Here is a 22,834-nt window from a genome sequence, read left to right as displayed (position 1 = left end):
CAGGCATGACGCGATGGTCACCGCCAGCGCCTGTCAGCCACCTGAAGCGCCGATTACAGATTTGTCAGGCTGTGGCCTCGGCGCTGTCCAGGTCGCGCATCAGCAGGCCGTACTCCAGCGAAACCTGCTCGGGGATCGGCAGGTAGACCACATGGCCATCACCTGGCGCCACCTCGATCGCCTGCTGCTGGCGGTCGCACAGGCGGTGCAGGTCGAAATGGTAGTTACCGCGCGGGGTCATCAGCTCCAGATGGTCACCCACGGCGAAGCGGTTCTTCACCTTGACCTCGGCCAGGCCGTCGACGCGCACCCCGGTCAGTTCGCCAACGAATTGCTGGCGCTCGGACACCGAGTTGCCGCGCTGGTAGTTCTGGTATTCGTCGTGCACGTGGCGGCGCAGGAAACCCTCGGTGTAGCCGCGCTGGGCGAGGGACTCGAGATTGGCCATCAGGCCGCGGTCGAATGGCCGACCGGCCACGGCGTCGTCGATGGCCTGGCGGTACGACTGCACGGCGCGGGCGCAGTAGAAGTGCGACTTGGTGCGGCCCTCGATCTTCAGCGAGTGCACGCCCATGGCCGCCAGCCGCTCGACGTGCTGGATGGCGCGCAGGTCCTTGGCGTTCATGATGTAGGTGCCGTGTTCGTCCTCGAAGGCGGGCATCTGTTCGCCGGGGCGGTTGCTCTCCTGGAGCAGGAACACCTGTTCGGTGGGCGCGCCCAGGCCCAGGGTCGGCTCGACCTCGCGGACGATATCGCCGGTGAGGTTCTCGGTGGCCGGGGTGGTGTCGTACTTCCAGCGGCAGGCGTTGGTGCAGGTGCCCTGGTTGGCATCGCGCTTGTTCAGGTAGCCGGACAACAGGCAGCGTCCGGAGTAGGCCATGCACAGCGCGCCATGGACGAACACCTCCAGTTCCATGTCCGGCACCTGCTGGCGAATCTCTTCGATCTCTTCGAGCGACAGCTCGCGGGACAGGATCACCCGCGACAGGCCCAGGCCCTGCCAGAACCGCACCGCCGCCCAGTTCACCGTGTTGGCCTGCACCGAGAGGTGGATGGGCATCTGCGCGAAGTGCTCGCGCACCAGCATGATCAAGCCAGGATCGGACATGATCAGTGCGTCGGGGCCCATCTCGATGACGGGCGCCAGGTCCTTGAGGAAGGTCTTGAGCTTGGCGTTGTGCGGGGCGATGTTGACCACCACGTAGAAGCGCTTGCCCAGGGCATGGGCCTCCTGGATGCCGAGGGCCAGGTGGGCGTGGTCGAATTCGTTGTTGCGCACCCGCAGGCTGTAGCGCGGCTGGCCGGCGTAGACCGCGTCGGCGCCATAGGCGAAGGCGTAGCGCATGGTCTTGAGGGTGCCGGCGGGGGCGAGCAGTTCGGGCGTGGCGGGTGAGGTCATGGTGCGCACCGGGGGCAAAAGGCGCGGATGCTAAGGCGGTGGCGCTGCGCCGGTATTGATCTGGATCAACGGCACTTTTACCCCGGCGCCGGGCACTAAGCTGTTGAACCCTCGAGGAATGCCCATGAACGAAACTGTGTTGCAGAACAAGGCGCTGACGGTGTTGCTGGCGCTGGTGACCCTCGCTTTCATCTGGATTTTGCTGCCGTACTACGGGGCGATCTTCTGGGCGGTGATCCTTGCCATCCTGTTCTCGCCGCTGCAGCGCCAGCTGCTGTTGCGCCTGGGCTGGCGGCGCAACCTGGTCACGGCGGCGACCTTGACCATCTGCCTGGTGATCGCCATCTTGCCGGTGATCGTCATCAGCGCGCTGCTGGTGCAGGAGGGCGCGGCGCTCTACCAGCGCATCGAAAGCGGCCAGCTGGACATCGCCGGCTACATCGAGCACGGCAAGGACATGTTGCCGGCCTATGCCCAGCACTGGCTGGACCGCATGGGCATGGGCAACCTCGACGGCCTGCGCGACAAGATCAGCAAGTGGGCGACCCAGGGCAGCCAGTTCCTCGCCGGGCAGGCCTTCAACTTCGGCCAGGGGACCTTCGACTTCCTGGTGAGCTTCGGCATCATGCTCTACTTGCTGTTCTTCTTTTTGCGCGAGGGCGCCGAGCTTGCGCGCAAGGTGCGCCAGGCGGTGCCGTTGCCTGAGCAGCAAAAGCGCAGGTTGCAGCTGAAGTTCAAGCGCGTGGTGCGCGCCACGGTCAAGGGCAACCTGTTGGTGGCGGTCACCCAGGGGGCTTTGGGTGGCTTGATCTTCTGGGTGCTGGGCATTCCCAGCGCGTTGGTCTGGGCGGTGCTGATGGCGTTCCTGTCGCTGTTGCCGGCGGTGGGCGCGGGGATCGTCTGGGCGCCGGTGGCAGTGTATTTCCTGCTGACCGGGGCGATCTGGCAGGGCGTGGTGCTGACCGCATTCGGGGTGCTGGTGATCGGGCTGGTGGACAACCTGCTGCGGCCGATCCTGGTGGGCAAGGACACGCGGATGCCGGACTACCTCATCCTGGTGTCGACCTTGGGTGGGCTGGCGGTGTTCGGGCTCAATGGGTTCGTGATCGGGCCGTTGATCGCGGCGTTGTTCATTTCCAGCTGGGCGATTTTCGTTGGTAAGCGAGCGCAGGTGCAGTTGCCTTCTTGAGGGCCATCGCGGGTCGGCCCCGCGATTTGCGATTATCGGAAGCTGTAGGAGACCCCTGCATACACCCCGAACCCTTCCCCCGGCGTCGAGCGGGCGATGTCCTGCCCAGCATCGTTGTACCCCGGCGTCACCGTCGCTGCGTAACGCTGGTTGGTCAGGTTGCGCAGGTCCAGCCAGGTTTGCCAGTCGCGCTTGGGCGAGTTCCAGCCCAGGCGCGCGCCCAGCAGCGCATAGGCGTCGGCGTGGTTGCTGTTGGCGTAGTCCACCTGCACCTTGGAGGCCATCTGCGTATTGACCCCGGCGTAGAAGCCGCTCGGCCAGTCGTAGCGCAGTTCGGCCTGGTAGTAGTGCATGGGAATGCCGGGCAGGCGGTTGTCGCCGAACCTGTCGTCGTCGCGGTAATGGAAGTCGCTGAAGGTATAGGCCTGGCGCAGGCTCAGCTTGCCGGTACCGGGGCGTTCCCAGAGCAGGCTGTCGAGGCCGGCCTCGATGCCCTGGTGTACGGTGGGGCTGGCGTTGAATTCGCCCGTGACGGCCGGCTCGATTTCGACAGTCAGCAATTCGTGTCGTACCTGTGAGTAGTACCAGGCCAAGTCCCAGCGGCCGATCACCGATTCGCCACGCGCGCCGAGCTCAAGCGATGTAGCAGTCTGGTTCTGCATTTCAATGGGCTGAGTCTGGAACTGTTGGCCTTTTACCTTTGGCGAACTCCAGATAAGTGCCCAGGGATGGGGTGGTTCGACCGAACGACTCAGATTGCCGTAGACCTGAAAGTCAGGTCGGATGTCAAAGCGCAGGCCGACCCGCGGCGCATAATCCCAATCATGTTGGCTGACCTTGCCGCCAATGGCAGGGTAGGTCACGTCGCTTTCGCGGCGCGTGTAGATCATCGCCAGACCGGTAGTCAGCCAGAGATTCGGTGCCAGTTCCAGATCGTTGCCCAGGTGTAGAACGGTATCCGAGCCCTGGTAGCTGAAGTCGCGGGTTCGTTCACCTATTATCAGCGGCGCGTTGCCTGCTTCTTGTACTCGAACGAACTCCGATGCACCGCTGTTGGGAAGGTGCTTCGTGGTACGCCAGCCAATCGTGGTTTTACTCTCATGGCCAAGCAACATATCGCGGCGATGATAGTTGAGCGTACCGCTCACATCTGTGTAAGCGACTTTAAGTCGATTGGCGCCTTCACGAAGGTCCATGGGGTAGTCGTGATAGACCAAGCCGGTCTCCAGACGCGAATCATCGTCCAGATAGAAGGTGGTCTTGTTTGCCAACCAGGTACTGCCCGGTTGGGGGCGGCGGGCATCGCGACGTAGGTATATCGGGTTGGCAGCCCGTGGATGATGCTTGATCTGCTCCTTGGTCAGGCGCCCGGCCAGGTCATTCTCGGTCTCCCGGTAGCGCAGGTAGAAGCGCGTTTCCAGGTTCGGGTTGAAACGGTAGCCGACGTTGGCGGCGATGCCCTTGGCGCTGCCGCTGCTGTGTTGCTGGTAGCCATCGTACTCGGCATCGGTCAGCGCCACGTAGTAGTCGAGGTTGCCCAGTACCTGGCCGGAGCTGATGTGCCGGCGCTGGTAGCCGCGGCTGCCGGCTTCATAGCGCACTTGCAGGGGCGCGGCATCGTAGCCGGTGTGGGTCACGTAGTTGATCGCGCCGCCCAGGGCCAGGGCGCCCTGGTCGAAACCGTTGGCGCCGCGCAGCACTTCGGCGCGGTTCAGCCACAACGGCTCGAACAGCTCGTAGGGCGTGCCGCCGGGGCCGGTCAGCGGCAGGCCGTCGAACATCGTGTACACCCCCGAGCCGTGGGCGCCCGGTGCGCGGTTGATGCCCGAACCGCGGATCGACAGCTTGATGCCGTCATTGCCGGCTGACTGGGCGAATACCCCTGGTTGATAGGCCAGCACGTCCTGGTTGCTGGCCACCCGGCCCTGGCCCACCTGGTCCATGTCCACCAGGTTGCTGGCGCCGGGGACCTCGCGCAGGCGTTCGGCGGCGCTCTCGAGCTCGGACTGGGCCTGGCCCTGGATCAGTACCTGGTCGAGCTCGACGCGGTTGGCGGCCTGGGTGGTGCCAGCGACGAACAGCGCCAGCAGGGAGTAGGGGAGGGTGGGACGCATGGGGACGGGGTTCCAGATCGGGTGCGGGAGTCTGACGCTGCAAAGGGCAGACGAAGCACAGTGCTCGATCTGTAATAGGTTCGCCGGCAAGCCGACTGCTACGAGGGGCGGACGAAACCCAGCAGGCGGCGGCTTGCCGGCGAACCGCGCAAAAAAGAACACCCCGCCGAGGCGGGGTGTCTTTCACATCGTCGAACCGATCAACCGATCAGTTGCAGGCCGGCCTGCTGCACCATCTCCAGCAGCGGCTGCGGGTACACACCCAGCACGAAGGCGAGAATCGCGATGGCCAGCAGCATCACGCCACCGGTGCGCTGTTCCCACTTCAGCGGGGCGTCGTGGCGACGCAGGTTCGGCTCCACCAGGTACAGGGTGACCATGACGCGCAGGTAGTAGTACACGCCGATGGCGCTGCCGATCACCAGGGCGCCGACCAGCCACCACAGGTGCGACTCGACACCGGTGGCGATGATGTAGAACTTGCCGATGAAGCCGGCGGTCAGCGGAATGCCCGCCAGCGACAGCATCATCACGGTCAGCACCGCGGTCAGGTAGGGACGGCGCCAGAACAGGCCGCGGTACTCGTACAGGGCGTCGGCGTCACGGCCGGCATACGGCGAGGACATCAGGGTGATCACGCCGAAGGCGCCGAGGCTGGTGATCACGTAGGTGACCAGGTACACGCCCATGGCTTCCAGGGCCAGGCCCTTGCTGGCGACCAGGGCGATGACCAGGTAGCCGAAGTGGGCGATGGACGAGTAACCGAGCAGACGCTTGAGGTTGCTCTGGGTCAGCGCCAGCAGGTTGCCGATGATGATCGAGGCGACCGCGATCACTGCCAGCACGGTGCTCAGCACGCCGCTGCTGGCGGCAGGGGAGAGCATGAACAGGCGTACCACCACGGCGAACACCGCGACCTTGCTGGCGGTGGCCAGGAACGCCGCGACCGGCGCCGGGGCGCCTTCGTACACGTCCGGGGTCCACAGGTGGAACGGCACCAGCGACAGCTTGAAGGCCAGGCCGACCAGCATCATGCCCAGGCCCAGCTGGGCCAGCAGGCTTGGCATGTTGGTGGTGGCCAGGGCCTTGCCGATCTGGTCGAAGGTCAGGCTGCCGGCATCGGCGTACAGCAGGGCCATGCCGAACAGCAGGAAGGCGGAACCGGCGGCCGACAGCACCATGTACTTGATGCCGGCTTCCAGCGAGCGCTTGTTGAAGAACGCATACGCCACCAGGCCGTAGACCGGCACCGACAGCAGTTCCAGGCCGATGAAAAGGCCGGCCAGGTGGTTGGCGCTGACCAGCACCAGGCCGCCCAGTGCCGACATCAGCAGCAGCAGGTAGAGCTCTTCACGGTTGCCCGGGTAGCCCTTGGAGCCCTCGCCCAGGTAGGCGTGGGCGAGGGTGACGCAGGCCAGCGTCGCCACCAGGATGATCGCCATGTACAGGCAGGCGAACTTGTCGATGGTGACCAGCGAGGTCACCGCCAGCGGCGCGACCTTCAGCGCCGGGAGGATCGACAGCAGGGCCAGGTTCAGGCCCACGGTGGACAGCAGGAAGGTCTGCGAGTGGTTGCGCTTCCAGGCGATCGCCAGCATCACCACCACCGTGGTGAGGGTGGTGATCAGCATCGGCGCCAATGCGATGAAGTGTTGAGTGGTGAATTCCATAGCGCTCTTACCGGGCCGAAGCGAGTTGAGTGAATGCGGAACCGAGCCACTGCTGCACGCCGCTCATGGTGGCGGCAGAAGTGTCGAGGAACGGCTGCGGATACACGCCCAGCAGGATCAGCAGGCCGGCCAGGCCCAGCACCATGATCAGCTCGCGGCTGTCCATGCCGGCCAGCACGGTGTCGGCCTTGGCCGGACCGAAGTAGGCGCGGTGGATCATGATCAGCGAGTACACCGAACCGAACACCAGGCCGGTGGTGGCGATCACGGTGATCCATGGCACATGGGCGAAGCTGCCGATCAGGATCAGGAACTCGCCGACGAAGTTGCCGGTGCCCGGCAAGCCGAGCGAGGCGGCGGCGAAGAACAGGCTGATGGCCGGAAGATACGCGATGCGGTGCCACAGGCCGCCCATCTGGCGCATGTCACGGGTGTGCAGGCGCTCGTACAGCTGGCCGGACAGGATGAACAGCGCGGCGGCCGACAGGCCGTGGGCCAGCATCTGGATCACCGCGCCTTGCAGGGCCTGCTGGCTGCCGGAGTAGATACCGATCAGCACGAAGCCCATGTGCGAAACGCTGGAGAAGGCGATCAGGCGCTTGATGTCGGTTTGCGCGAAGGCCAGGAAGGCACCGTAGAAGATACCGATCAGGCCCAGGGTCATGGCGATCGGCGCGAATTCGGCCGAGGCGTTCGGGAACAGCGGCAGGGCGAAGCGCAGCAGGCCGTAGGCCGCGGTCTTCAGCAGGATACCGGCCAGGTCCACGGAACCTGCGGTCGGTGCCTGGGCGTGGGCGTCAGGCAGCCAGGAGTGGAACGGCACCACCGGCAGCTTCACCGCGAAGGCGATGAAGAAGCCCAGCATCAGGACGTACTCGACGCCGGCCGGCAGCTCGGCCTTGAGCAGGTCGCTGTAGTTGAAGGTGATCACCCCGGTGCTGTTGTAGTTGACCAGCACCAGGCCAAGGATCGCCACCAGCATGATCAGGCCGCTGGCCTGGGTGAAGATGAAGAACTTGGTGGCCGCGTAGATCCGCGTCTTCTTGCCATCGGCCGAGCTGTGACCCCAGAGCGCGATGAGGAAGTACATCGGCACCAGCATCATTTCCCAGAAGAAGAAGAACAGGAACAGGTCCAGGGCCAGGAACACACCGACCACGCCGCCGAGGATCCACATCAGGTTGAGGTGGAAGAAGCCGACGTGGCGCTGGATCTCTTTCCACGAGCACAGCACCGACAGCACGCCGAGCAGGCCGGTGAGCAGGATCATCAGCAGCGACAGGCCGTCCAGGGCCAGGTGGATGCTGATGCCGAAGCGCTTGATCCACTCGACCTTGTATTCGAGGGCCCAGGCAGGTTCGGCGCCCGGGGTCGGGGCCAGGGTGTAGTTACCGGTCGCCCACAGCCACAGGCCGATGCCAAGCAGCAGGGACATGGTCAGCAGCGCGATCCAGCGCGGCAGGGTGGCGCCGAAGCGCTCGCCCAGCCAGCACAGGAAGCCGCCGATGAAGGGGATCAGGATCAGCCAAGGCAAAATCATGACGGGTTGGTTTCCTTTGGCAAAGTCGCAAGATTCATAGTCATACCGCGGCCACTACCACGGCACCGAGTACCAGTACGGCACCGACGGCGATCGAGGCGGTGTACCAGCGCAGCTGGCCGGTCTCGGTCTTGCTCATGGCGACGTGACCGCCGCGAGCCAGGCGAGGAATGAGGCCGATGCTGCGGTCAACCGGGTCCTTGCGCAGGATGTGGCTGATCAGCAGGTAAGGTTTGACGAAGAGCTTGTCGTAGATCCAGTCGAAGCCCCAGGCGGCGAACCACCAGGCCGACAGGACGCGACCGATACCGCTGTTGGCGATCGCGCTGACCAGGCGGCGCTTGCCCAGGAACAGCAGGGCCGACAGCAGGATACCGGCGATGGCGATGGCGCCCGAGGCGATTTCCAGCGAGTGCTTGGCTTCGCCACCGGCGTGGCCGGCGCTTTCAGGCAGCACGCCTGCCAGTGGCGGGTGGATCCAGGCGCCGACGAAGGTCGACAGCACGATCAGCACGCCCAGTGGCAGCCAGTGGCTGATGCCGTGGCCGGCGTGGGCTTCGGTCTTGGCTTCGCCGTGGAAGGCGATGAAGATCAGGCGGAAGGTGTACAGCGAGGTCATGAACGCACCGACCAGGCCGGCGTACAGCAGGCCGCTGTTGCCGCTGGCGAAGGCTTCCCAGAGGATCTCGTCCTTGGAGTAGAAGCCCACGGTCAGGATCGGCAATGCCGCCAGGGCCGCGCCACCGACCACGAAGCTGGCGTAGGCCAGCGGCAGTTTCTTCCACAGGCCGCCCATCTTGAAGATGTTCTGCTCGTGGTGGCAGGCAACGATCACCGCACCGGAGGCAAGGAACAGCAGGGCCTTGAAGAAGGCGTGGGTCATCAGGTGGAAGATCGCCGCGTCCCAGGCGCCGACGCCCAGGGCCAGGAACATGTAGCCGATCTGGCTCATGGTCGAGTAGGCGAGGATACGCTTGATGTCGGTCTGCACCAGCGCGGCGAAGCCGGCCAGTACCAAGGTCACGCCACCGACCACACCCACCAGGTGGAGGATGTCCGGGGCCAGCAGGAACAGGCCGTTGGTACGGGCGATCAGGTACACGCCCGCGGTGACCATGGTCGCCGCGTGGATCAGCGCCGAAACCGGGGTCGGGCCGGCCATCGCGTCGGCCAGCCAGGTCTGCAGCGGCAGCTGGGCCGATTTACCGACCGCGCCACCCAGCAGCATCAGGGTCGCCAGGACCATCCAGGTGTCGCCCGCCTGGAACTTCTGCGGTGCCAGCACCAGCAGTTCCTGCACGTTCAGGGTGCCCAGCTGGGCGAACAGGATGAACAGGCCGATGGCCATGAACACGTCGCCGATACGGGTGACGATGAACGCCTTGAGCGCCGCGTTACCGTTGTTGCGGTTGCTGTAGTAGAAACCGATCAACAGGTACGAGCACAGGCCCACGCCTTCCCAGCCGAAGTAGATGAACAGCAGGTTATCGCCGAGGATCAGGAACAGCATGCTGGCGATGAACAGGTTGGTGTACGAGAAGAAGCGCGAGTAACCGGCTTCGCCACGCATGTACCAGGAGGCGAACAGGTGGATCAGGAAGCCCACGCCGGTGACCACGCCGAGCATGGTGACCGACAGGCCGTCCAGGTACAGGGTGAAGTTCGGCGCGAAGCCGTCCACCGACATCCACTGCCACAGCAGCTGGCTGTACGCGCCGCCTTCAGGCGGGGCGACGTTGAACTGCCAGATCACGTAGGCGGCGGTGGCCGCCGAGAGGCCCACCGAGCCGACGCCGATCAGCGCGGACAGGTTCTCCGAGAACCGCCCGCGGGAGAACGACAGCAGCAGGAAGCCGATCAGGGGAAAGACGAAAGTCAGGAAGAGAAGGTTCATCCGCGCATCTCACTGGCAGCATCGATGTCGAGAGTGTGGAAGCGGCGATACAGCTGCAGCAGGATCGCCAGGCCAATGCTGGCCTCGGCGGCTGCCAGGCTGATCACCAGAATGAACATCACCTGGCCGTCGGGCTGGACCCAGCGGGCACCGGCGACGATGAACGCCAGGGCTGCGGCGTTCATCATGACTTCCAGGCTCATGAGCACGAAGAGGATGTTGCGGCGGACCATCAGCCCGACCAGACCTAAGCAGAACAGGATGCCGGCGACTGCCAGACCATGCTCGAGAGGGATAGCACCCATGATTTACTCCTTCGCCTCGTTGCGGCCCAGGTGGAAGGCGGTGACGGCTGCCGCGAGCAGCAGCATCGAGGCCAGTTCGACCACCAGCAGGTAAGGGCCGAACAGGCTGATGCCGACCTCTTTGGCGCTGACGGTGGTGCCGCCGATGGCAGCGCCCGACGGGGTGACGAACAGCACGTACAGCAGCTCGAGCAGCAGCAGGGCGGCGAGCACGACCGGCCCGGCCCAGATGCCTGGCTTGAGCCAGCCGCGTTCCTGGGCAACCGAGGCCGGCCCGAGGTTGAGCATCATCACCACGAAGACGAACAGCACCATGATGGCGCCGGCGTAGGCGATCACTTCCAGGGCGCCGGCGAACGGCGCACCGAGGGAGAAGAAGATCATCGCCACGGAGATCAGCGAAATGATCAGGTAGAGCAGGGCGTGCACGGGGTTGGTGCCGGTCACCACGCGCAGCGTGGAGACAACGGCGACACCGGATGCGAAGTAGAAAGCGAATTCCATCTTTCTGTCCTTATGGGAGCAAGCTCTTCACGTTGATCGGCTCGGCTTCGTTCTGCGCAGCGCCTTTCGGCTTGCCAGCGATGGCCATGCCTGCAACACGGTAGAAGTTGTAGTCAGGGTTCTTGCCGGGGCCGGAGATCAGCAGATCTTCTTTCTCGTACACCAGGTCCTGACGCTTGAACTCGGCCATTTCGAAATCCGGAGTGAGCTGGATCGCGGTGGTCGGGCACGCCTCTTCGCACAGGCCGCAGAAGATGCAGCGCGAGAAGTTGATGCGGAAGAACTCGGGGTACCAACGACCGTCCTCGGTCTCGGCCTTCTGCAACGAGATGCAGCCGACCGGGCAGGCCACCGCGCAGAGGTTGCACGCCACGCAGCGCTCCTCGCCGTCGGGGTCGCGGGTGAGGACGATGCGGCCGCGATAGCGCGGCGGCAGGTACACGGGTTCTTCGGGGTACTGCAGGGTGTCGCGCTTGCGGAACCCGTGGGAGAACACCATGGCCAGGCTGCGCAGCTGTGTGCCGGTGCCCTTAACGATGTCGCCGATATACTTGAACATGGGTCAAATCCTCACTGGGCCGCGACGGCTGGCGTGTTGTAGAGCACGATCGCAGCGGTCACCAGCAAATTGATCAGGGTCAGCGGCAGGCAGAACTTCCAGCTGAAGTCCATCACCTGGTCATAGCGTGGGCGCGGGATCGAGGCGCGCAGCAGGATGAACAGCATGATGAAGAACGCGGTCTTCAGGGCGAACCACAGGAACGGCACCTGCGGCAGGATGCCGAACGGGCCGTGCCAGCCGCCGAAGAACAAGGTGACCAGCAGCGCCGAGATCAGGACGATGCCGATGTACTCGCCAACGAAGAACATGCCCCATTTCATGCCGGCATATTCGATGTGGTAGCCGTCGGCCAGTTCCTGTTCCGCTTCCGGCTGGTCGAACGGGTGACGGTGGGTCACGGCGACGCCAGCGATGAAGAAGGTGCAGAAGCCGAAGAACTGCGGAATGATGAACCACAGGTTGTTGGCCTGGTATTCAACGATGTCGCGCATGTTGAACGAGCCCACCTGCACCACCACGCCCATCAGCGCCAGGCCCAGGAACACCTCGTACGACACGGTCTGCGCCGAAGCACGCAGGCTGCCGAGCAGGGCGTACTTGTTGTTCGACGACCAGCCGGCGAACAGCACGGCATACACCGACAGACCGGCCATGGCGAAGAAGAACAGCAGGCCGATGTTCAGGTCGGCGACGCCCCAGCTCGGGCTGATCGGGATGATCGAGAAGGCGATCAGCAGCGCGCTCATGGCCACCACTGGCGCCAGGGTGAAGATCATCTTGTCGACGAAGGGCGGGTTCCAGTCTTCCTTGAAGAACATCTTCAGCATGTCGGCGGCGATCTGGAACATGCCGTACGGGCCAACGCGGTTCGGCCCGTAGCGGTCCTGCCACCAGCCCAGCAGGCGCCGTTCGACGAAGCTGAGCAGCGCGCCGCAGACCACCACGGCCAGCAGCACCACGATGGCCTTGACGACCTGAATGATCACGTCGATCACTTCGGGGGTGAACCAGCTCATTGTGCTGCCTCCTGCAGGCCTTCGACGGCTGCACCGAAGATGGCGGGCGGAATGCCGGCCAGGCCTTTGGGCAACGCAACCAGGCCAGCGCCCAGTTCTTCATTGATACGCAGCGGCAGACGCAGGGCCACGCCAGCGACGCTCAGGCTCAGCAGCGCGCCGTCGTTGACGCCCAGGCGGTCGGCCTCGGACTTGGCCAGGGCCACGTAGGCGGCCGGGATGCGCTCCTGTACCGGGGCGGCGCGCGAGGAGCTCTCTTCGCTGCCGAACAGGTGGAAGAACGGTACCGCGGTCCAGGTGCCACGGGCCGGGTTGAACGCGCCCGGAATGGCGCTGAACCAGTTCAGGCGGTCGCCTTGCGACTCGATCAGGCGCACGCCCGGGTCACCGGCGCGCAGGTGGCCACCGACCTCGTCCTGGAACTTGTTCCAGGCCTGCGGCGAGTTCCAGCCCGGCGACCAGGCGAACGGCACTTGCTGGCGCGGTTCGGCCGAGCCCGAGTAGCCTTCCATGGAGAAGGCGAACGCGGTGTCCTTGTCCTGCGGGGTACGTGGCTCGTGCACGCTGATGTTGGCGCGCATGGCGGTACGACCGGAGTAGCGCAGCGGTTCACGGGCCAGCTTCATGCCCTTGATGCGGAACGCGGCGCTTGGAGCGGCGTTGACGATGCCGGCCAGTTGCGGGGCGGCTTCGGCGCAGGCGCTGGTGACGTGGTCGAGCTGGGTCCAGTCCACCGGCTTGTCGAGCAGGGTGGCACGCAGGGCGTGCATCCAGCGCCAGCCTTCGTGGATCTGGATGCTGCTGTCCAGGTACTGCGGGTCGAACACCTGGAAGAAGCGCTGGGCACGACCTTCCTGGCTGACCAGGGTGCCGTCGCCTTCGGCGAACGACGCCGCTGGCAGCACCAGGTGGGCGCGGTCGAGCGTCGGGGTTTTCGAGTGGTCGGCGACGATCACTACCTTGGCGGCGGCCAGGGCGGCGTCGACCTTGGCGGCCGGCACGCGGGCGTACAGGTCGTTTTCCAGCACGACGATGGCGTCGGCCTTGCCGCTGATCACCGCGTCCAGGGCGGCGTCGACGGAATCACCACCGAGCATCGCCATGCCGAGGCTGTTGGCCTCAGGCACCACCAGGCTCAACGAACCGTTCTTCTCGCGCAGCTTCAGGGCCTTGGCGATGTTGGCGGCGGCTTCGATCAGCGCCGGCTCGGCCAGCGAAGCACCGGCGACCACCAGTGGGCGGTTGGCGGTGACCAGGGCATCGGCGATGCGCTGGGCCAGGGCCTGGGCCTCGCTGTCCAGGCCTTCGACGGCCGGGGCGCTTGGGTCGATGGCGTGGGCCACGGCGAAACCGATGCGGGCAAGGTCGGCGGGGGCCGCGTGCACGCATTCTTCAGCGACGTCGTCCAGCTTGGTCTCGGCCAGCGAGGCGATGAACAGCGGGTACAGCGCGTGCTGGCCGATGTTCTTCACCGCGGCGTCCAGCCAAGGCTGTACGCGCATGGCGTCGGCCATGGCCTCGGCCTTGCCCTTGGTCGCCTGGCGCACGGCCAGGGCGACGCGGGCGGCGGTCTGGGTCAGGTCTTCGCCGAGCACGAACACCGCGTCGTGGTCTTCGATGTCGCGCAGGGTCGGTACTGGCAGCGGGCTGTTGTTCAGCACCTCCAGCACCAGGCGCACGCGGGCCAGCTCACCGGCTTCCATGCCCGAGTAGAAGTACTCGGCGCCGACCAGCTCGCGCAGGCCGTAGTTGCTCTCGAGGCTGGCGCGCGGCGAGCCGATGCCGACGATGGTGCGGCCGCGCAGCAGGTCGGCGGCCTTGTCCAGGGCAGCGTCCAGGCCCAGCTTGGTGCCGTCGGCCAGCAGCGGCTGGCGTGGGCGGTCGCTGCGGTTGACGTAGCCATAGCCGAAGCGGCCACGGTCGCACAGGAAGTACTGGTTGACCGAGCCGTTGAAGCGGTTCTCGATGCGGCGCAGTTCGCCGTAGCGCTCGCCGGGGCTGATGTTGCAACCGCTGGAGCAGCCATGGCAGATGCTCGGGGCGAACTGCATGTCCCACTTGCGGTTGTAGCGCTCGGAGTGAGTCTTGTCGGTGAACACACCGGTCGGGCAGACCTCGGTGAGGTTGCCGGAGAACTCGCTTTCCAGCACGCCGTCTTCAACGCGACCGAAGTACACGTTGTCGTGGGCGCCATACACGCCCAGGTCGGTGCCGCCGGCGTAGTCCTTGTAGTAGCGCACGCAGCGGTAGCAGGCGATGCAGCGGTTCATCTCGTGGGCGATGAACGGGCCGAGGTCCTGGTTCTGGTGGGTACGCTTGGTGAAACGGTAGCGGCGCTCGTTGTGGCCGGTCATTACCGTCATGTCCTGCAGGTGGCAGTGACCGCCTTCCTCGCACACCGGGCAGTCGTGCGGGTGGTTGGTCATCAGCCATTCGACGACGCTGGCGCGAAACGCCTTGGACTCGTCATCGTCGATGGAGATCCAGGTGCCGTCGGAGGCGGGGGTCATGCAGGACATGACGATACGACCACGGGTGTCGTTCTCGTCGGTGTACTGCTTGACCGCGCACTGCCGGCAGGCGCCGACGCTACCGAGCGCCGGGTGCCAGCAGAAATAAGGGATGTCGAGGCCGAGCGACAGACAGGCCTGTAACAGGTTGTCCGCACCGTTGACTTCGAGCGCTTTGCCGTCTACGTGGATAGTGGCCATTGTTCAAAGTTCTTCGTTGGCCCGCGTGAGCGGGCGTGGCTAATGGAAATCGGTGAGCCTGCGGCCGGCCTCGAATCGTTCGGGCCGGCCTGCGGGCTGGCGGATGGCACGGACCATCCGCGTTCTATCTTTTTATGCGCCGACTACAATCGGCTTGGCCAGGTTCGGGCGCAGGGTGTCGGCCGCGCTAGCGGGAGCGACACCGGCCTCGAACTCGGACCGGAAGTATTTGATGGCACTGCCCAATGGCTCGACGGCACCCGGTGCGTGAGCACAGAAGGTACGGCCTGGGCCGAGGAAGTTGACCAGACCCAGCAGGGTCTCGATGTCTTCGGCGCGGCCCTGGCCATTCTCCAGGGCGCGCAGCATCTTCACGCTCCACGGCAGGCCGTCGCGGCACGGGGTGCACCAGCCGCACGACTCGCGGGCGAAGAACTCTTCCATGTTGCGCAGCAAGGACACCATGTTGACGCTGTCGTCCACCGCCATCGCCAGGCCGGTACCCATGCGGGTGCCGACCTTGGCGATGCCACCGGCATACATCTGCGCGTCGAGGTGCTCGGGCAGCAGGAAGCCGGTACCGGCGCCGCCTGGCTGCCAGCACTTGAGCTTGAAGCCGTCGCGCATGCCGCCGGCGTAGTCTTCGAACAGCTCGCGGGCGGTGACGCCGAACGGCAGCTCCCACAGGCCGGGGTTCTTCACCTTGCCGGAGAAGCCCATCAGCTTGGTGCCGTGGTCTTCGCTGCCTTCGCGGGCCAGCGACTTGTACCAGTCGTTGCCGTTGGCGACGATGGCCGGCACGTTGCACAGGGTCTCGACGTTGTTCACGCAGGTCGGCTTGCCCCACACGCCGACGGCGGCAGGGAAGGGCGGCTTGGAACGCGGGTTGGCGCGGCGGCCTTCGAGCGAGTTGATCAGCGCGGTTTCTTCACCGCAGATGTAGCGCCCGGCACCGGTGTGCACGAACAGCTCGAAGTCAAAGCCCGAACCGAGGATGTTCTTGCCCAAGAGGCCTGCGGCCTTGGCTTCGTCGATGGCGCGGTTGAGGTTCTTCGCCGCGGTGGTGTATTCGCCACGCAGGAAGATGTAGCCACGGTAGGCCTTCAGGGCGCGGGCGCTGATCAGCATGCCCTCGACCAGCAGATGGGGCTGTTGCTCCATCAGCATGCGGTCCTTCCAGGTGTTCGGTTCCATTTCGTCCGCGTTGCACAGCAGGTAGCGGATGTTCATGGATTCGTCTTTGGGCATCAGGCCCCACTTCACGCCAGTGGGGAAGCCCGCGCCACCACGGCCCTTGAGGCCGGAATCCTTGACGCTCTGCACGATGTCGTCGGCGGACATGTCGGCCAGCGCCTTGCGCGCGGCGGCGTAGCCGTTTTTCGACTGGTACTCGGCCAGCCAGACCGGCTCGCCGTCGTCACGCAGGCGCCAGGTCAGCGGGTGGGTTTCGGCCGAGCGCGCAATGCGGTTGGCCGGGCCGAAGGAAGTGATGGTCATGCGTAACCCTCCAGCAGCTTGGAGACGCCAGCGGGCTGCACGTCGCCAAAGGTGTCGTCGTCGATCATCAGCGCCGGGGCCTTGTCGCAGTTGCCCAGGCAGCACACCGGCAGCAGGGTGAAGCGCCCGTCCGCGGTGGTCTGGCCCAGGCCGATGCCCAGCTCGCTCTGGATCTGGCTGACCACCGACTCATGGCCGCCGATGTAGCAGACCATGCTGTCGCACACGCGGATGATGTGGCGGCCAACCGGCTGGCGGAAGATCTGGCTGTAGAAGGTGGCCACGCCTTCGACGTCGCTGGCCGGGATGCCCAGCACTTCGCCGATGGCGTAGATGGCGCCGTCCGGCACCCAGCCGCGTTCCTTCTGGACGATCTTCAGGGCTTCGATGGACGCCGCGCGCGGGTCCTCGTAGTGGTGCATCTCGTGCTCGATGGCCGAGCGCTCGGTTTCGCTCAGGGCGAAACGGTCGGTTTGGATAAGCGTGCTGTTCATGCTTAGCGGTCCACGTCAGCCATAACGAAGTCGATACTGCCCAGGTACGCGATCAGGTCCGCGACCATGCTGCCCTTGATCACCGAAGGGATCTGCTGCAGGTGCGGGTAGCTCGGGGTACGGATCCGGGTGCGGTAGCTCATGGTGCCGCCATCGCTCGTCAGGTAGTAACTGTTGATGCCCTTGGTCGCCTCGATCATCTGGAACGACTCGTTGGCCGGCATGACCGGGCCCCACGAGACTTGCAGGAAGTGGGTGATCAGGGTCTCGATGTGCTGCAGGGTGCGCTCTTTCGGCGGCGGCGTGGTCAGCGGGTGATCCGCCTTGTACGGGCCTTCCGGCATGTTGCGCAGGCACTGGTCGATGATGCGGATACTCTGGCGCATCTCCTCGACACGGACCATGCAGCGATCGTAGGCATCGCCGTTGTGGGCCAGCGGTACTTCGAACTCGAAGTTCTCGTAGCCGGAGTACGGGCGGGCTTTACGCAGGTCGAAGTCGCAACCGGTCGCGCGCAGGCCGGCACCGGTGGTGCCCCATTGCAGGGCCTCTTTGGTGTTGTAGGCGGCGACGCCGATGGTCCGGCCCTTGAGGATGCTGTTCTGCAGGGCGGCCTTGGTGTATTCGTCGAGGCGCTTGGGCAGCCATTCGACGAAGTCCTTGACCAGCTTGTCCCAGCCGCGCGGCAGGTCGTGGGCGACGCCACCGATGCGGTACCAGGCCGGGTGCAGGCGGAAACCGGTGATCGCCTCGATCACGGTGTAGGCGCGCTGGCGGTCGGTGAAGGTGAAGAACACCGGGGTCATGGCGCCGACGTCCTGGATGTAGGTACCCAGGAACAGCAGGTGGCTGGTGATGCGGAAGAATTCGGCCAGCATGATGCGAATCACGTCGACCTTCTGCGGCACCTGGATGCCGGCCAGCTTCTCCACCGCGAGCACATACGGCAGGTTGTTCATCACCCCGCCGAGGTAGTCGATACGGTCGGTGTAGGGGATGAAGCTGTGCCAGGACTGGCGCTCGGCCATCTTCTCGGCGCCACGGTGGTGGTAGCCGATGTCCGGGACACAGTCGACGATCTCTTCGCCGTCCAGCTGCAGGACGATACGGAAGGCACCGTGGGCCGAAGGGTGGTTGGGGCCAAGGTTGAGGAACATGTAGTCCTCGTTGGCGCCCTGGCGCTTCATGCCCCAGGCTTCCGGGTTGAAGCGTGCCGATTCCTCTTCAAGCTGCTGCTTGGCCAGGGTCAGGCTGTAGGGGTCGAACTCGGTGGCGCGGGCAGGATAGTCCTTGCGCAGTGGGTGACCTTCCCAGGTCGGCGGCATCATGATGCGGCTCAGGTGCGGGTGGCCGGCAAAGTCGATGCCGAACATGTCCCAGACTTCGCGCTCGTACCAGTTGGCGTTGGGCCAGATGCCGGTGACGGTGGGCAGGTTCAGGTCGCCTTCGCTGAGCGACACCTTGATCATCACGTCGCTGTTACGTTCGATCGACAGCAAGTGGTAGAACACGCTGAAGTCGGCGGCGGGCAGGCCGCGGCGCTGGGTGCGCAGGCGTTCGTCGACGCCGTGCAGGTCGTACAGCATGCTGTAGGGCTTGGCGACACCGCGCAGGAAGCTGAGCACTTCTTTGAGCTGGGCGCGCTTGACCCACAGCACGGGCATGCCGGTGCGGGTTTCCTGGGCGACGAAAGCGTCGGCGCCGAATCGGTTGTGCAGTTCGACGACCACATCCTGGTCGTCAGCCTTGTAGGGCGGAATATAAATAGCGTTGTCCGCTGTCATGGTCTCGGTCGCTTTGGGTCAGCGTTAAGAATGAAGCCAGGCCGCCGGCTCCTTCGGGAGCGGGCGGCAGGTCGCTGGATCAGACTTCGTCGGGGCTGCGCAGGTTGGTAACCGCAATGCGCTGTTCGCGACGCAGGTCTTTCTGGGCGGGCATCTCGGCACGGTAGATGCCTTGATCGCCAACCACCCAGGAAAGCGGGCGTCGTTCTTGGCCGATCGACTCCTGCAGCAGCATCAAGCCTTGCAGGAATGCCTCGGGGCGCGGCGGGCAGCCAGGCACGTAGACGTCCACGGGGAGGAACTTGTCGACCCCCTGAACGACCGAGTAGATGTCGTACATGCCACCGGAGTTGGCGCACGACCCCATGGAGATGACCCACTTGGGCTCGAGCATCTGCTCGTACAGGCGCTGGATGATCGGCGCCATCTTCACGAAGCAGGTACCGGCGATGACCATGAAGTCGGCCTGGCGCGGCGAGGCCCGGATGACTTCGGCGCCGAAGCGGGCGATGTCGTGGGGCGCCGTGAAGGCCGTGGTCATTTCCACGTAGCAGCAGGACAGGCCGAAGTTGTACGGCCAGAGGGAGTTCTTGCGACCCCAGTTGACCGCGCCACGCAGCACATCTTCGAGTTTCCCCATGAAGATGTTCTTGTGGACCTGGTCCTCTAGCAGTTGATCGGTGACGGTTTCCCGTTCACCGACCGGGTACTGCTCGTTGGGTGCATCCGGATCGATTCTGGTGAGATTGTATTGCATGCCAAAGCCTCATTGTTTCAGCTTCGCTTGCCGCTTGCGGCGACCTTCGGGAGCCCAATCGAGCGCCCCGACGCGCCATAGGTAGACAAGACCAGCCAACAGAATTGCAATGAAAACGAGTGCTTCGACGAATCCGGTCCAGCCGCTTTCGCGGACGGACACAGACCATGCATACAGGAAGAGGGCTTCGATATCGAAGATCACGAACAGCATCGCGACCAGATAGAATTTGGCGGAGAGACGCAGGCGAGCGCTGCCGACGGGCAGCATGCCGGATTCGAAGGGTTCGTTCTTGGCGCGACCCCAGGCCTTGCTACCGAGCAGGCTGGACAGGCCGAGCATGAAGGCACACAGGCCGACGACACCCAGGAGGAAGATGGCAAAGCCCCAGTTGTGGGCGATGAGACCTACCGAATCGGACATGCTTGAAATCCTTATACAGAGACCCAGCTCTGCAGTCTGTAAAAAGTAGAGCGGCGACGTGGTGTCGCAGACGCAGTGACCAAATGTCGCAGCTGAATCAATCGCGCTGATTTTATGGGTAAACCCTGAGCAAGTAAAATTTCCGTTGCAAATTTATTCGTAGGTTTAAGAACAAAAATCTTTCGTAACTGGCTGAAAGCCTTGAGTTTCGGGCATTGCGTGCGGTTTTGTTAATTATGTTTCTTGCATGGCGTAACGACGGGCTAGTTGTGTAATGATAATTAATATCATTTAAATTGAGCTGCATTGTTTTAGCCTTTCTGAGCCTTGCAAAGTTCGTCGGCCAATCGCGCCCCCTTGCCAATGGGAAAAACCCTCGTTCTAGCAGTTTGCGCTGCCAGGCGCACCGCTCTGGATCAATACTTTATCGTTTGAGCTGCGGGTCACGGAGGCGGCAATCAGCCACTGGCCTAGCCAGTAGGCGAGGATGATCAGGTACTCGGCGGCGGCGAACGGGCTGACGAAGCGGTCGATGCCGATCAGGCTGTCGGAGAACACGAAGGCGCACGCGCCCAGTGCCGCGAGCCCTCCACAAGCCAGGGCGCGCCAGAGCATGGCGCCGATGGCCAGGGCATAGAGGGCCACCGGTATCAGCAGTGGGCCCAGGCCATGGCTGGCGAACAGGCCGAACAGCGCGCCGCCGACCAATACGGCGAAGGCCAGGGCGGGGTAGGCCGGGCGCCGGGTGAGTTGGCCGTAGCCACGCAGGTAGGCCAGGTGGGCGCAGAGAAAGGCCGCGAGGCCGAAGACGAATAGGTCCTTGGGGATGGCCAGTAGGATGTCGCCGAGAACCGAGAAGACCAGGCCGAGGATGATCCAGCGGCGGTAGGGCGTATCGCGGGAGGTGCTCAGCCAGGCGATCAGGGCGAGCACCGGAATGGGTTTGACCAGCAGGCCGAGCAGGGCGTGGTCGCTGGCCAGTGCATAGAAATAGAAGGCGGCGGCTGCGACGGCGAGGGTGAGCAGATGGCCAGGGCGGGGCATGGGCAGTCCTTGCTATGGGGTAGCCACAAGCTTAGACCGGATCCTGGGTTTTGCCGGTAATACCATCCCTGTAGGAGCAGCCTTGTGTCGCGAAAGGGCTGCGCAGCAGACCCAGGATCTTAGCCTGCATGCCAAGATCGCCGGGGCCGCTTTGCGGCCCTTCGCGACACGAGGCCGCTCCTACAGGAGGCAGCGTTTGGCCTGGAAATGAACAAGGCCCGGGATCCTCGCGGATCCCGGGCCTTGTTCAACAGCTCACCACACTCAGTGGAACTGCTCTTCCTCGGTCGAGCCGGTCAGAGCGGTCACCGACGAGGCGCCACCCTGGATCACGGTGGTCATGTCTGTAGGAGCGGCCTTGTGTCGCGAAAGGGCTGCGCAGCAGACCCAGGATCTTAGCCTGCATGCCAAGATCGCCGGGGCCGCTTTGCGGCCCTTCGCGACACGAGGCCGCTCCTACAGGAGGCAGCGTTTGGCCTGGAAATGAACAAGGCCCGGGATCCTCGCGGATCCCGGGCCTTGTTCAACAGCTCACCACACTCAGTGGAACTGCTCTTCCTCGGTCGAGCCGGTCAGAGCGGTCACCGACGAGGCGCCACCCTGGATCACGGTGGTCATGTCGTCGAAGTAGCCAGTGCCCACTTCCTGCTGGTGCGCCACGAAGGTGTAGCCTTTGCTGGCGTCGGCGAACTCCTGCTCCTGCAACTTGACGTAGGCGGTCATGTCGTTGCGGGCGTAGTCATGCGCCAGGTTGAACATGCCGTGCCACATGTTGTGGATACCGGCCAGGGTGATGAACTGGTGCTTGTAACCCATGGCCGACAGCTCGCGCTGGAACTTGGCGATGGTCGCGTCGTCCAGGTTCTTCTTCCAGTTGAAGGACGGCGAGCAGTTGTACGAAAGGATCTGGTCCGGGTATTCCTTCTTGATCGCCTCGGCGAAGCGACGGGCTTCGTCCAGGTCAGGCTTGGCGGTTTCGCACCAGATCAGGTCGGCGTACGGGGCGTAGGCCAGGCCGCGGGAGATGGCCTGGTCGAGGCCGGCGCGGACCTTGTAGAAGCCTTCACGGGTACGCTCGCCAATTACGAACGGCTGGTCGTACGGGTCGCAGTCGCTGGTCAGCAGGTCGGCGGCGTTGGCATCGGTACGGGCCAGGATGATGGTCGGTACGCCGGCCACGTCGGCGGCCAAGCGCGCGGCCACCAGCTTCTGTACGGCTTCCTGGGTCGGTACCAGGACCTTGCCGCCCATGTGGCCGCATTTTTTCACCGAGGCCAGCTGGTCTTCGAAGTGCACGCCGGCGGCGCCTGCTTCGATCATGTTCTTCATCAGCTCGTAGGCGTTGAGCACGCCGCCGAAACCGGCTTCGGCGTCAGCCACGATCGGTGCGAAGTAGTCGATGTAGCCTTCGTCGCCCGGGTTCTTGCCGGCTTTCCATTGGATCTGGTCGGCGCGACGGAACGAGTTGTTGATGCGCTTGACCACGGTCGGCACCGAGTCGACCGGGTACAGCGACTGGTCGGGGTACATCGATTCGGCCGAGTTGTTGTCGGCGGCAACCTGCCAGCCGGACAGGTAGATGGCCTGGATGCCGGCCTTGACCTGCTGCACTGCCTGGCCGCCGGTCAGGGCGCCCATGCAGTTGACGAAATCTTTTTCTGGGCGGAAGGACGGGTGGGCGCCTTGGGTGACCAGCTTCCACAGTTTCTCAGCGCCCTGGCGAGCCAGGGTGTGCTCCGGTTGCAGCGAGCCACGCAGGCGAACGACATCGGCGGCGGTGTAGGTACGGGTCACGCCTTTCCAGCGCGGGTTTTCGGCCCAGTCTTTCTCGAGGGCTGCAATTTGCTGTTCGCGTGTCAGTGCCATGGAAATAAACCTCGTCGCATCGATCTTGAGTGTAATTGTGCTGATGCTCGGATACGCGGGTCAGA

18 protein-coding genes are annotated in these 22,834 nt (G+C 64.4%); 1 reads left to right on the top strand and 17 read right to left on the bottom strand.

What is annotated here, in order from left to right; genetic code table 11:
- Positions 1-64 precede the first annotated feature (64 nt).
- Positions 65-1,399 (bottom strand): tRNA 5-hydroxyuridine modification protein YegQ, encoded by a 1,335-nt coding sequence (gene yegQ, locus NJG22_RS14320; protein ID WP_253095379.1) that lies wholly within the window; start codon positions 1,397-1,399, stop codon positions 65-67.
- Positions 1,400-1,523: 124 nt separating this feature from the next.
- Between yegQ and NJG22_RS14315 the strand changes: the two genes are divergently transcribed.
- Positions 1,524-2,588 (top strand): AI-2E family transporter, encoded by a 1,065-nt coding sequence (locus NJG22_RS14315; RefSeq protein WP_253095377.1) that lies wholly within the window; start codon positions 1,524-1,526, stop codon positions 2,586-2,588.
- 32 nt (positions 2,589-2,620) lie between these two features.
- On the opposite strand, the gene NJG22_RS14310 is transcribed toward NJG22_RS14315, so the two are convergent.
- From NJG22_RS14310 to aceA, 16 genes are all read right to left on the bottom strand, one after another.
- Positions 2,621-4,702 carry a TonB-dependent receptor gene (locus NJG22_RS14310; RefSeq protein ID WP_253095375.1) on the bottom strand — a complete coding sequence of 694 codons (2,082 nt, stop codon included), beginning with the start codon at positions 4,700-4,702 and terminating at the stop codon, positions 2,621-2,623.
- A 200-nt stretch (positions 4,703-4,902) separates the two neighbouring features.
- Positions 4,903-6,372 (bottom strand): NADH-quinone oxidoreductase subunit NuoN, encoded by a 1,470-nt coding sequence (nuoN, locus tag NJG22_RS14305; RefSeq protein WP_253095373.1) that lies wholly within the window; start codon positions 6,370-6,372, stop codon positions 4,903-4,905.
- A 7-nt stretch (positions 6,373-6,379) separates the two neighbouring features.
- Positions 6,380-7,912: an NADH-quinone oxidoreductase subunit M gene (nuoM, locus tag NJG22_RS14300; RefSeq protein WP_253095371.1), complete on the bottom strand. Its 1,533-nt coding sequence runs from the start codon at positions 7,910-7,912 to the stop codon at positions 6,380-6,382.
- A gap of 40 nt (positions 7,913-7,952) precedes the next feature.
- Positions 7,953-9,806 carry an NADH-quinone oxidoreductase subunit L gene (gene nuoL / locus NJG22_RS14295; protein ID WP_217853770.1) on the bottom strand — a complete coding sequence of 618 codons (1,854 nt, stop codon included), beginning with the start codon at positions 9,804-9,806 and terminating at the stop codon, positions 7,953-7,955.
- Complete coding sequence (gene nuoK / locus NJG22_RS14290; RefSeq protein WP_023631349.1) at positions 9,803-10,111, bottom strand: NADH-quinone oxidoreductase subunit NuoK; 309 nt, start codon at positions 10,109-10,111, stop codon at positions 9,803-9,805. Before nuoK ends, nuoL begins: the two co-directional genes overlap by 4 nt.
- A gap of 3 nt (positions 10,112-10,114) precedes the next feature.
- Positions 10,115-10,615, bottom strand: coding sequence for an NADH-quinone oxidoreductase subunit J (gene nuoJ / locus NJG22_RS14285; RefSeq protein ID WP_253095369.1), 501 nt, complete (start codon positions 10,613-10,615; stop codon positions 10,115-10,117).
- Positions 10,616-10,625: 10 nt separating this feature from the next.
- Entirely contained in the window at positions 10,626-11,174 is a 549-nt protein-coding gene (nuoI, locus tag NJG22_RS14280) for an NADH-quinone oxidoreductase subunit NuoI (protein ID WP_016488223.1), read from the bottom strand.
- Between the two features lie 11 nt (positions 11,175-11,185).
- Entirely contained in the window at positions 11,186-12,193 is a 1,008-nt protein-coding gene (nuoH, locus tag NJG22_RS14275) for an NADH-quinone oxidoreductase subunit NuoH (protein WP_217853772.1), read from the bottom strand.
- The gene (nuoG, locus tag NJG22_RS14270; protein WP_253095367.1) at positions 12,190-14,904 is read right to left on the bottom strand and encodes an NADH-quinone oxidoreductase subunit NuoG; all 2,715 of its coding nucleotides are present in this window, start codon (positions 14,902-14,904) and stop codon (positions 12,190-12,192) included. The genes nuoH and nuoG overlap by 4 nt, the downstream gene beginning before the upstream one ends.
- A 132-nt stretch (positions 14,905-15,036) precedes the next feature.
- Entirely contained in the window at positions 15,037-16,401 is a 1,365-nt protein-coding gene (gene nuoF, locus NJG22_RS14265; RefSeq protein WP_253095365.1) for an NADH-quinone oxidoreductase subunit NuoF, read from the bottom strand.
- Positions 16,398-16,895: an NADH-quinone oxidoreductase subunit NuoE gene (gene nuoE / locus NJG22_RS14260; RefSeq protein WP_253095364.1), complete on the bottom strand. Its 498-nt coding sequence runs from the start codon at positions 16,893-16,895 to the stop codon at positions 16,398-16,400. Before nuoE ends, nuoF begins: the two co-directional genes overlap by 4 nt.
- Before the next feature lie 2 nt (positions 16,896-16,897).
- Positions 16,898-18,679 carry an NADH-quinone oxidoreductase subunit C/D gene (gene nuoC, locus NJG22_RS14255; RefSeq protein WP_253095362.1) on the bottom strand — a complete coding sequence of 594 codons (1,782 nt, stop codon included), beginning with the start codon at positions 18,677-18,679 and terminating at the stop codon, positions 16,898-16,900.
- 79 nt (positions 18,680-18,758) lie between these two features.
- Positions 18,759-19,436, bottom strand: a complete 678-nt coding sequence (locus tag NJG22_RS14250; protein ID WP_003251429.1) for an NADH-quinone oxidoreductase subunit B — start codon at positions 19,434-19,436, stop codon at positions 18,759-18,761.
- Between the two features lie 9 nt (positions 19,437-19,445).
- The gene (locus NJG22_RS14245; protein ID WP_043209159.1) at positions 19,446-19,859 is read right to left on the bottom strand and encodes an NADH-quinone oxidoreductase subunit A; all 414 of its coding nucleotides are present in this window, start codon (positions 19,857-19,859) and stop codon (positions 19,446-19,448) included.
- A gap of 381 nt (positions 19,860-20,240) precedes the next feature.
- Positions 20,241-20,903, bottom strand: coding sequence for a lysoplasmalogenase (locus NJG22_RS14240; protein WP_253095360.1), 663 nt, complete (start codon positions 20,901-20,903; stop codon positions 20,241-20,243).
- Between the two features lie 540 nt (positions 20,904-21,443).
- Positions 21,444-22,769 carry an isocitrate lyase gene (gene aceA / locus NJG22_RS14235; protein WP_217853778.1) on the bottom strand — a complete coding sequence of 442 codons (1,326 nt, stop codon included), beginning with the start codon at positions 22,767-22,769 and terminating at the stop codon, positions 21,444-21,446.
- Positions 22,770-22,834: the final 65 nt, after the last annotated feature.

It is taken from the genome of Pseudomonas sp. VA159-2, assembly GCF_024126635.1.
Lineage (GTDB): Bacteria > Pseudomonadota > Gammaproteobacteria > Pseudomonadales > Pseudomonadaceae > Aquipseudomonas > Aquipseudomonas muyukensis.
Note: the sequence above shows the minus strand (reverse complement) of the source record. Positions and strands in the feature narration are given on the sequence as shown.

Bases quoted from the DNA above. Each gene is read 5' to 3' on its own strand.
- yegQ (WP_253095379.1), bottom strand. From the start codon at position 1,399: ATGACCTCACCCGCCACGCCCGAACTGCTCGCCCCCGCCGGCACCCTC.
- NJG22_RS14315 (WP_253095377.1), top strand. From the start codon at position 1,524: ATGAACGAAACTGTGTTGCAGAACAAGGCGCTGACGGTGTTGCTGGCG.
- NJG22_RS14310 (WP_253095375.1), bottom strand. From the start codon at position 4,702: ATGCGTCCCACCCTCCCCTACTCCCTGCTGGCGCTGTTCGTCGCTGGC.
- nuoN (WP_253095373.1), bottom strand. From the start codon at position 6,372: ATGGAATTCACCACTCAACACTTCATCGCATTGGCGCCGATGCTGATC.
- nuoM (WP_253095371.1), bottom strand. From the start codon at position 7,912: ATGATTTTGCCTTGGCTGATCCTGATCCCCTTCATCGGCGGCTTCCTG.
- nuoL (WP_217853770.1), bottom strand. From the start codon at position 9,806: ATGAACCTTCTCTTCCTGACTTTCGTCTTTCCCCTGATCGGCTTCCTG.
- nuoK (WP_023631349.1), bottom strand. From the start codon at position 10,111: ATGGGTGCTATCCCTCTCGAGCATGGTCTGGCAGTCGCCGGCATCCTG.
- nuoJ (WP_253095369.1), bottom strand. From the start codon at position 10,615: ATGGAATTCGCTTTCTACTTCGCATCCGGTGTCGCCGTTGTCTCCACG.
- nuoI (WP_016488223.1), bottom strand. From the start codon at position 11,174: ATGTTCAAGTATATCGGCGACATCGTTAAGGGCACCGGCACACAGCTG.
- nuoH (WP_217853772.1), bottom strand. From the start codon at position 12,193: ATGAGCTGGTTCACCCCCGAAGTGATCGACGTGATCATTCAGGTCGTC.
- nuoG (WP_253095367.1), bottom strand. From the start codon at position 14,904: ATGGCCACTATCCACGTAGACGGCAAAGCGCTCGAAGTCAACGGTGCG.
- nuoF (WP_253095365.1), bottom strand. From the start codon at position 16,401: ATGACCATCACTTCCTTCGGCCCGGCCAACCGCATTGCGCGCTCGGCC.
- nuoE (WP_253095364.1), bottom strand. From the start codon at position 16,895: ATGAACAGCACGCTTATCCAAACCGACCGTTTCGCCCTGAGCGAAACC.
- nuoC (WP_253095362.1), bottom strand. From the start codon at position 18,679: ATGACAGCGGACAACGCTATTTATATTCCGCCCTACAAGGCTGACGAC.
- NJG22_RS14250 (WP_003251429.1), bottom strand. From the start codon at position 19,436: ATGCAATACAATCTCACCAGAATCGATCCGGATGCACCCAACGAGCAG.
- NJG22_RS14245 (WP_043209159.1), bottom strand. From the start codon at position 19,859: ATGTCCGATTCGGTAGGTCTCATCGCCCACAACTGGGGCTTTGCCATC.
- NJG22_RS14240 (WP_253095360.1), bottom strand. From the start codon at position 20,903: ATGCCCCGCCCTGGCCATCTGCTCACCCTCGCCGTCGCAGCCGCCGCC.
- aceA (WP_217853778.1), bottom strand. From the start codon at position 22,769: ATGGCACTGACACGCGAACAGCAAATTGCAGCCCTCGAGAAAGACTGG.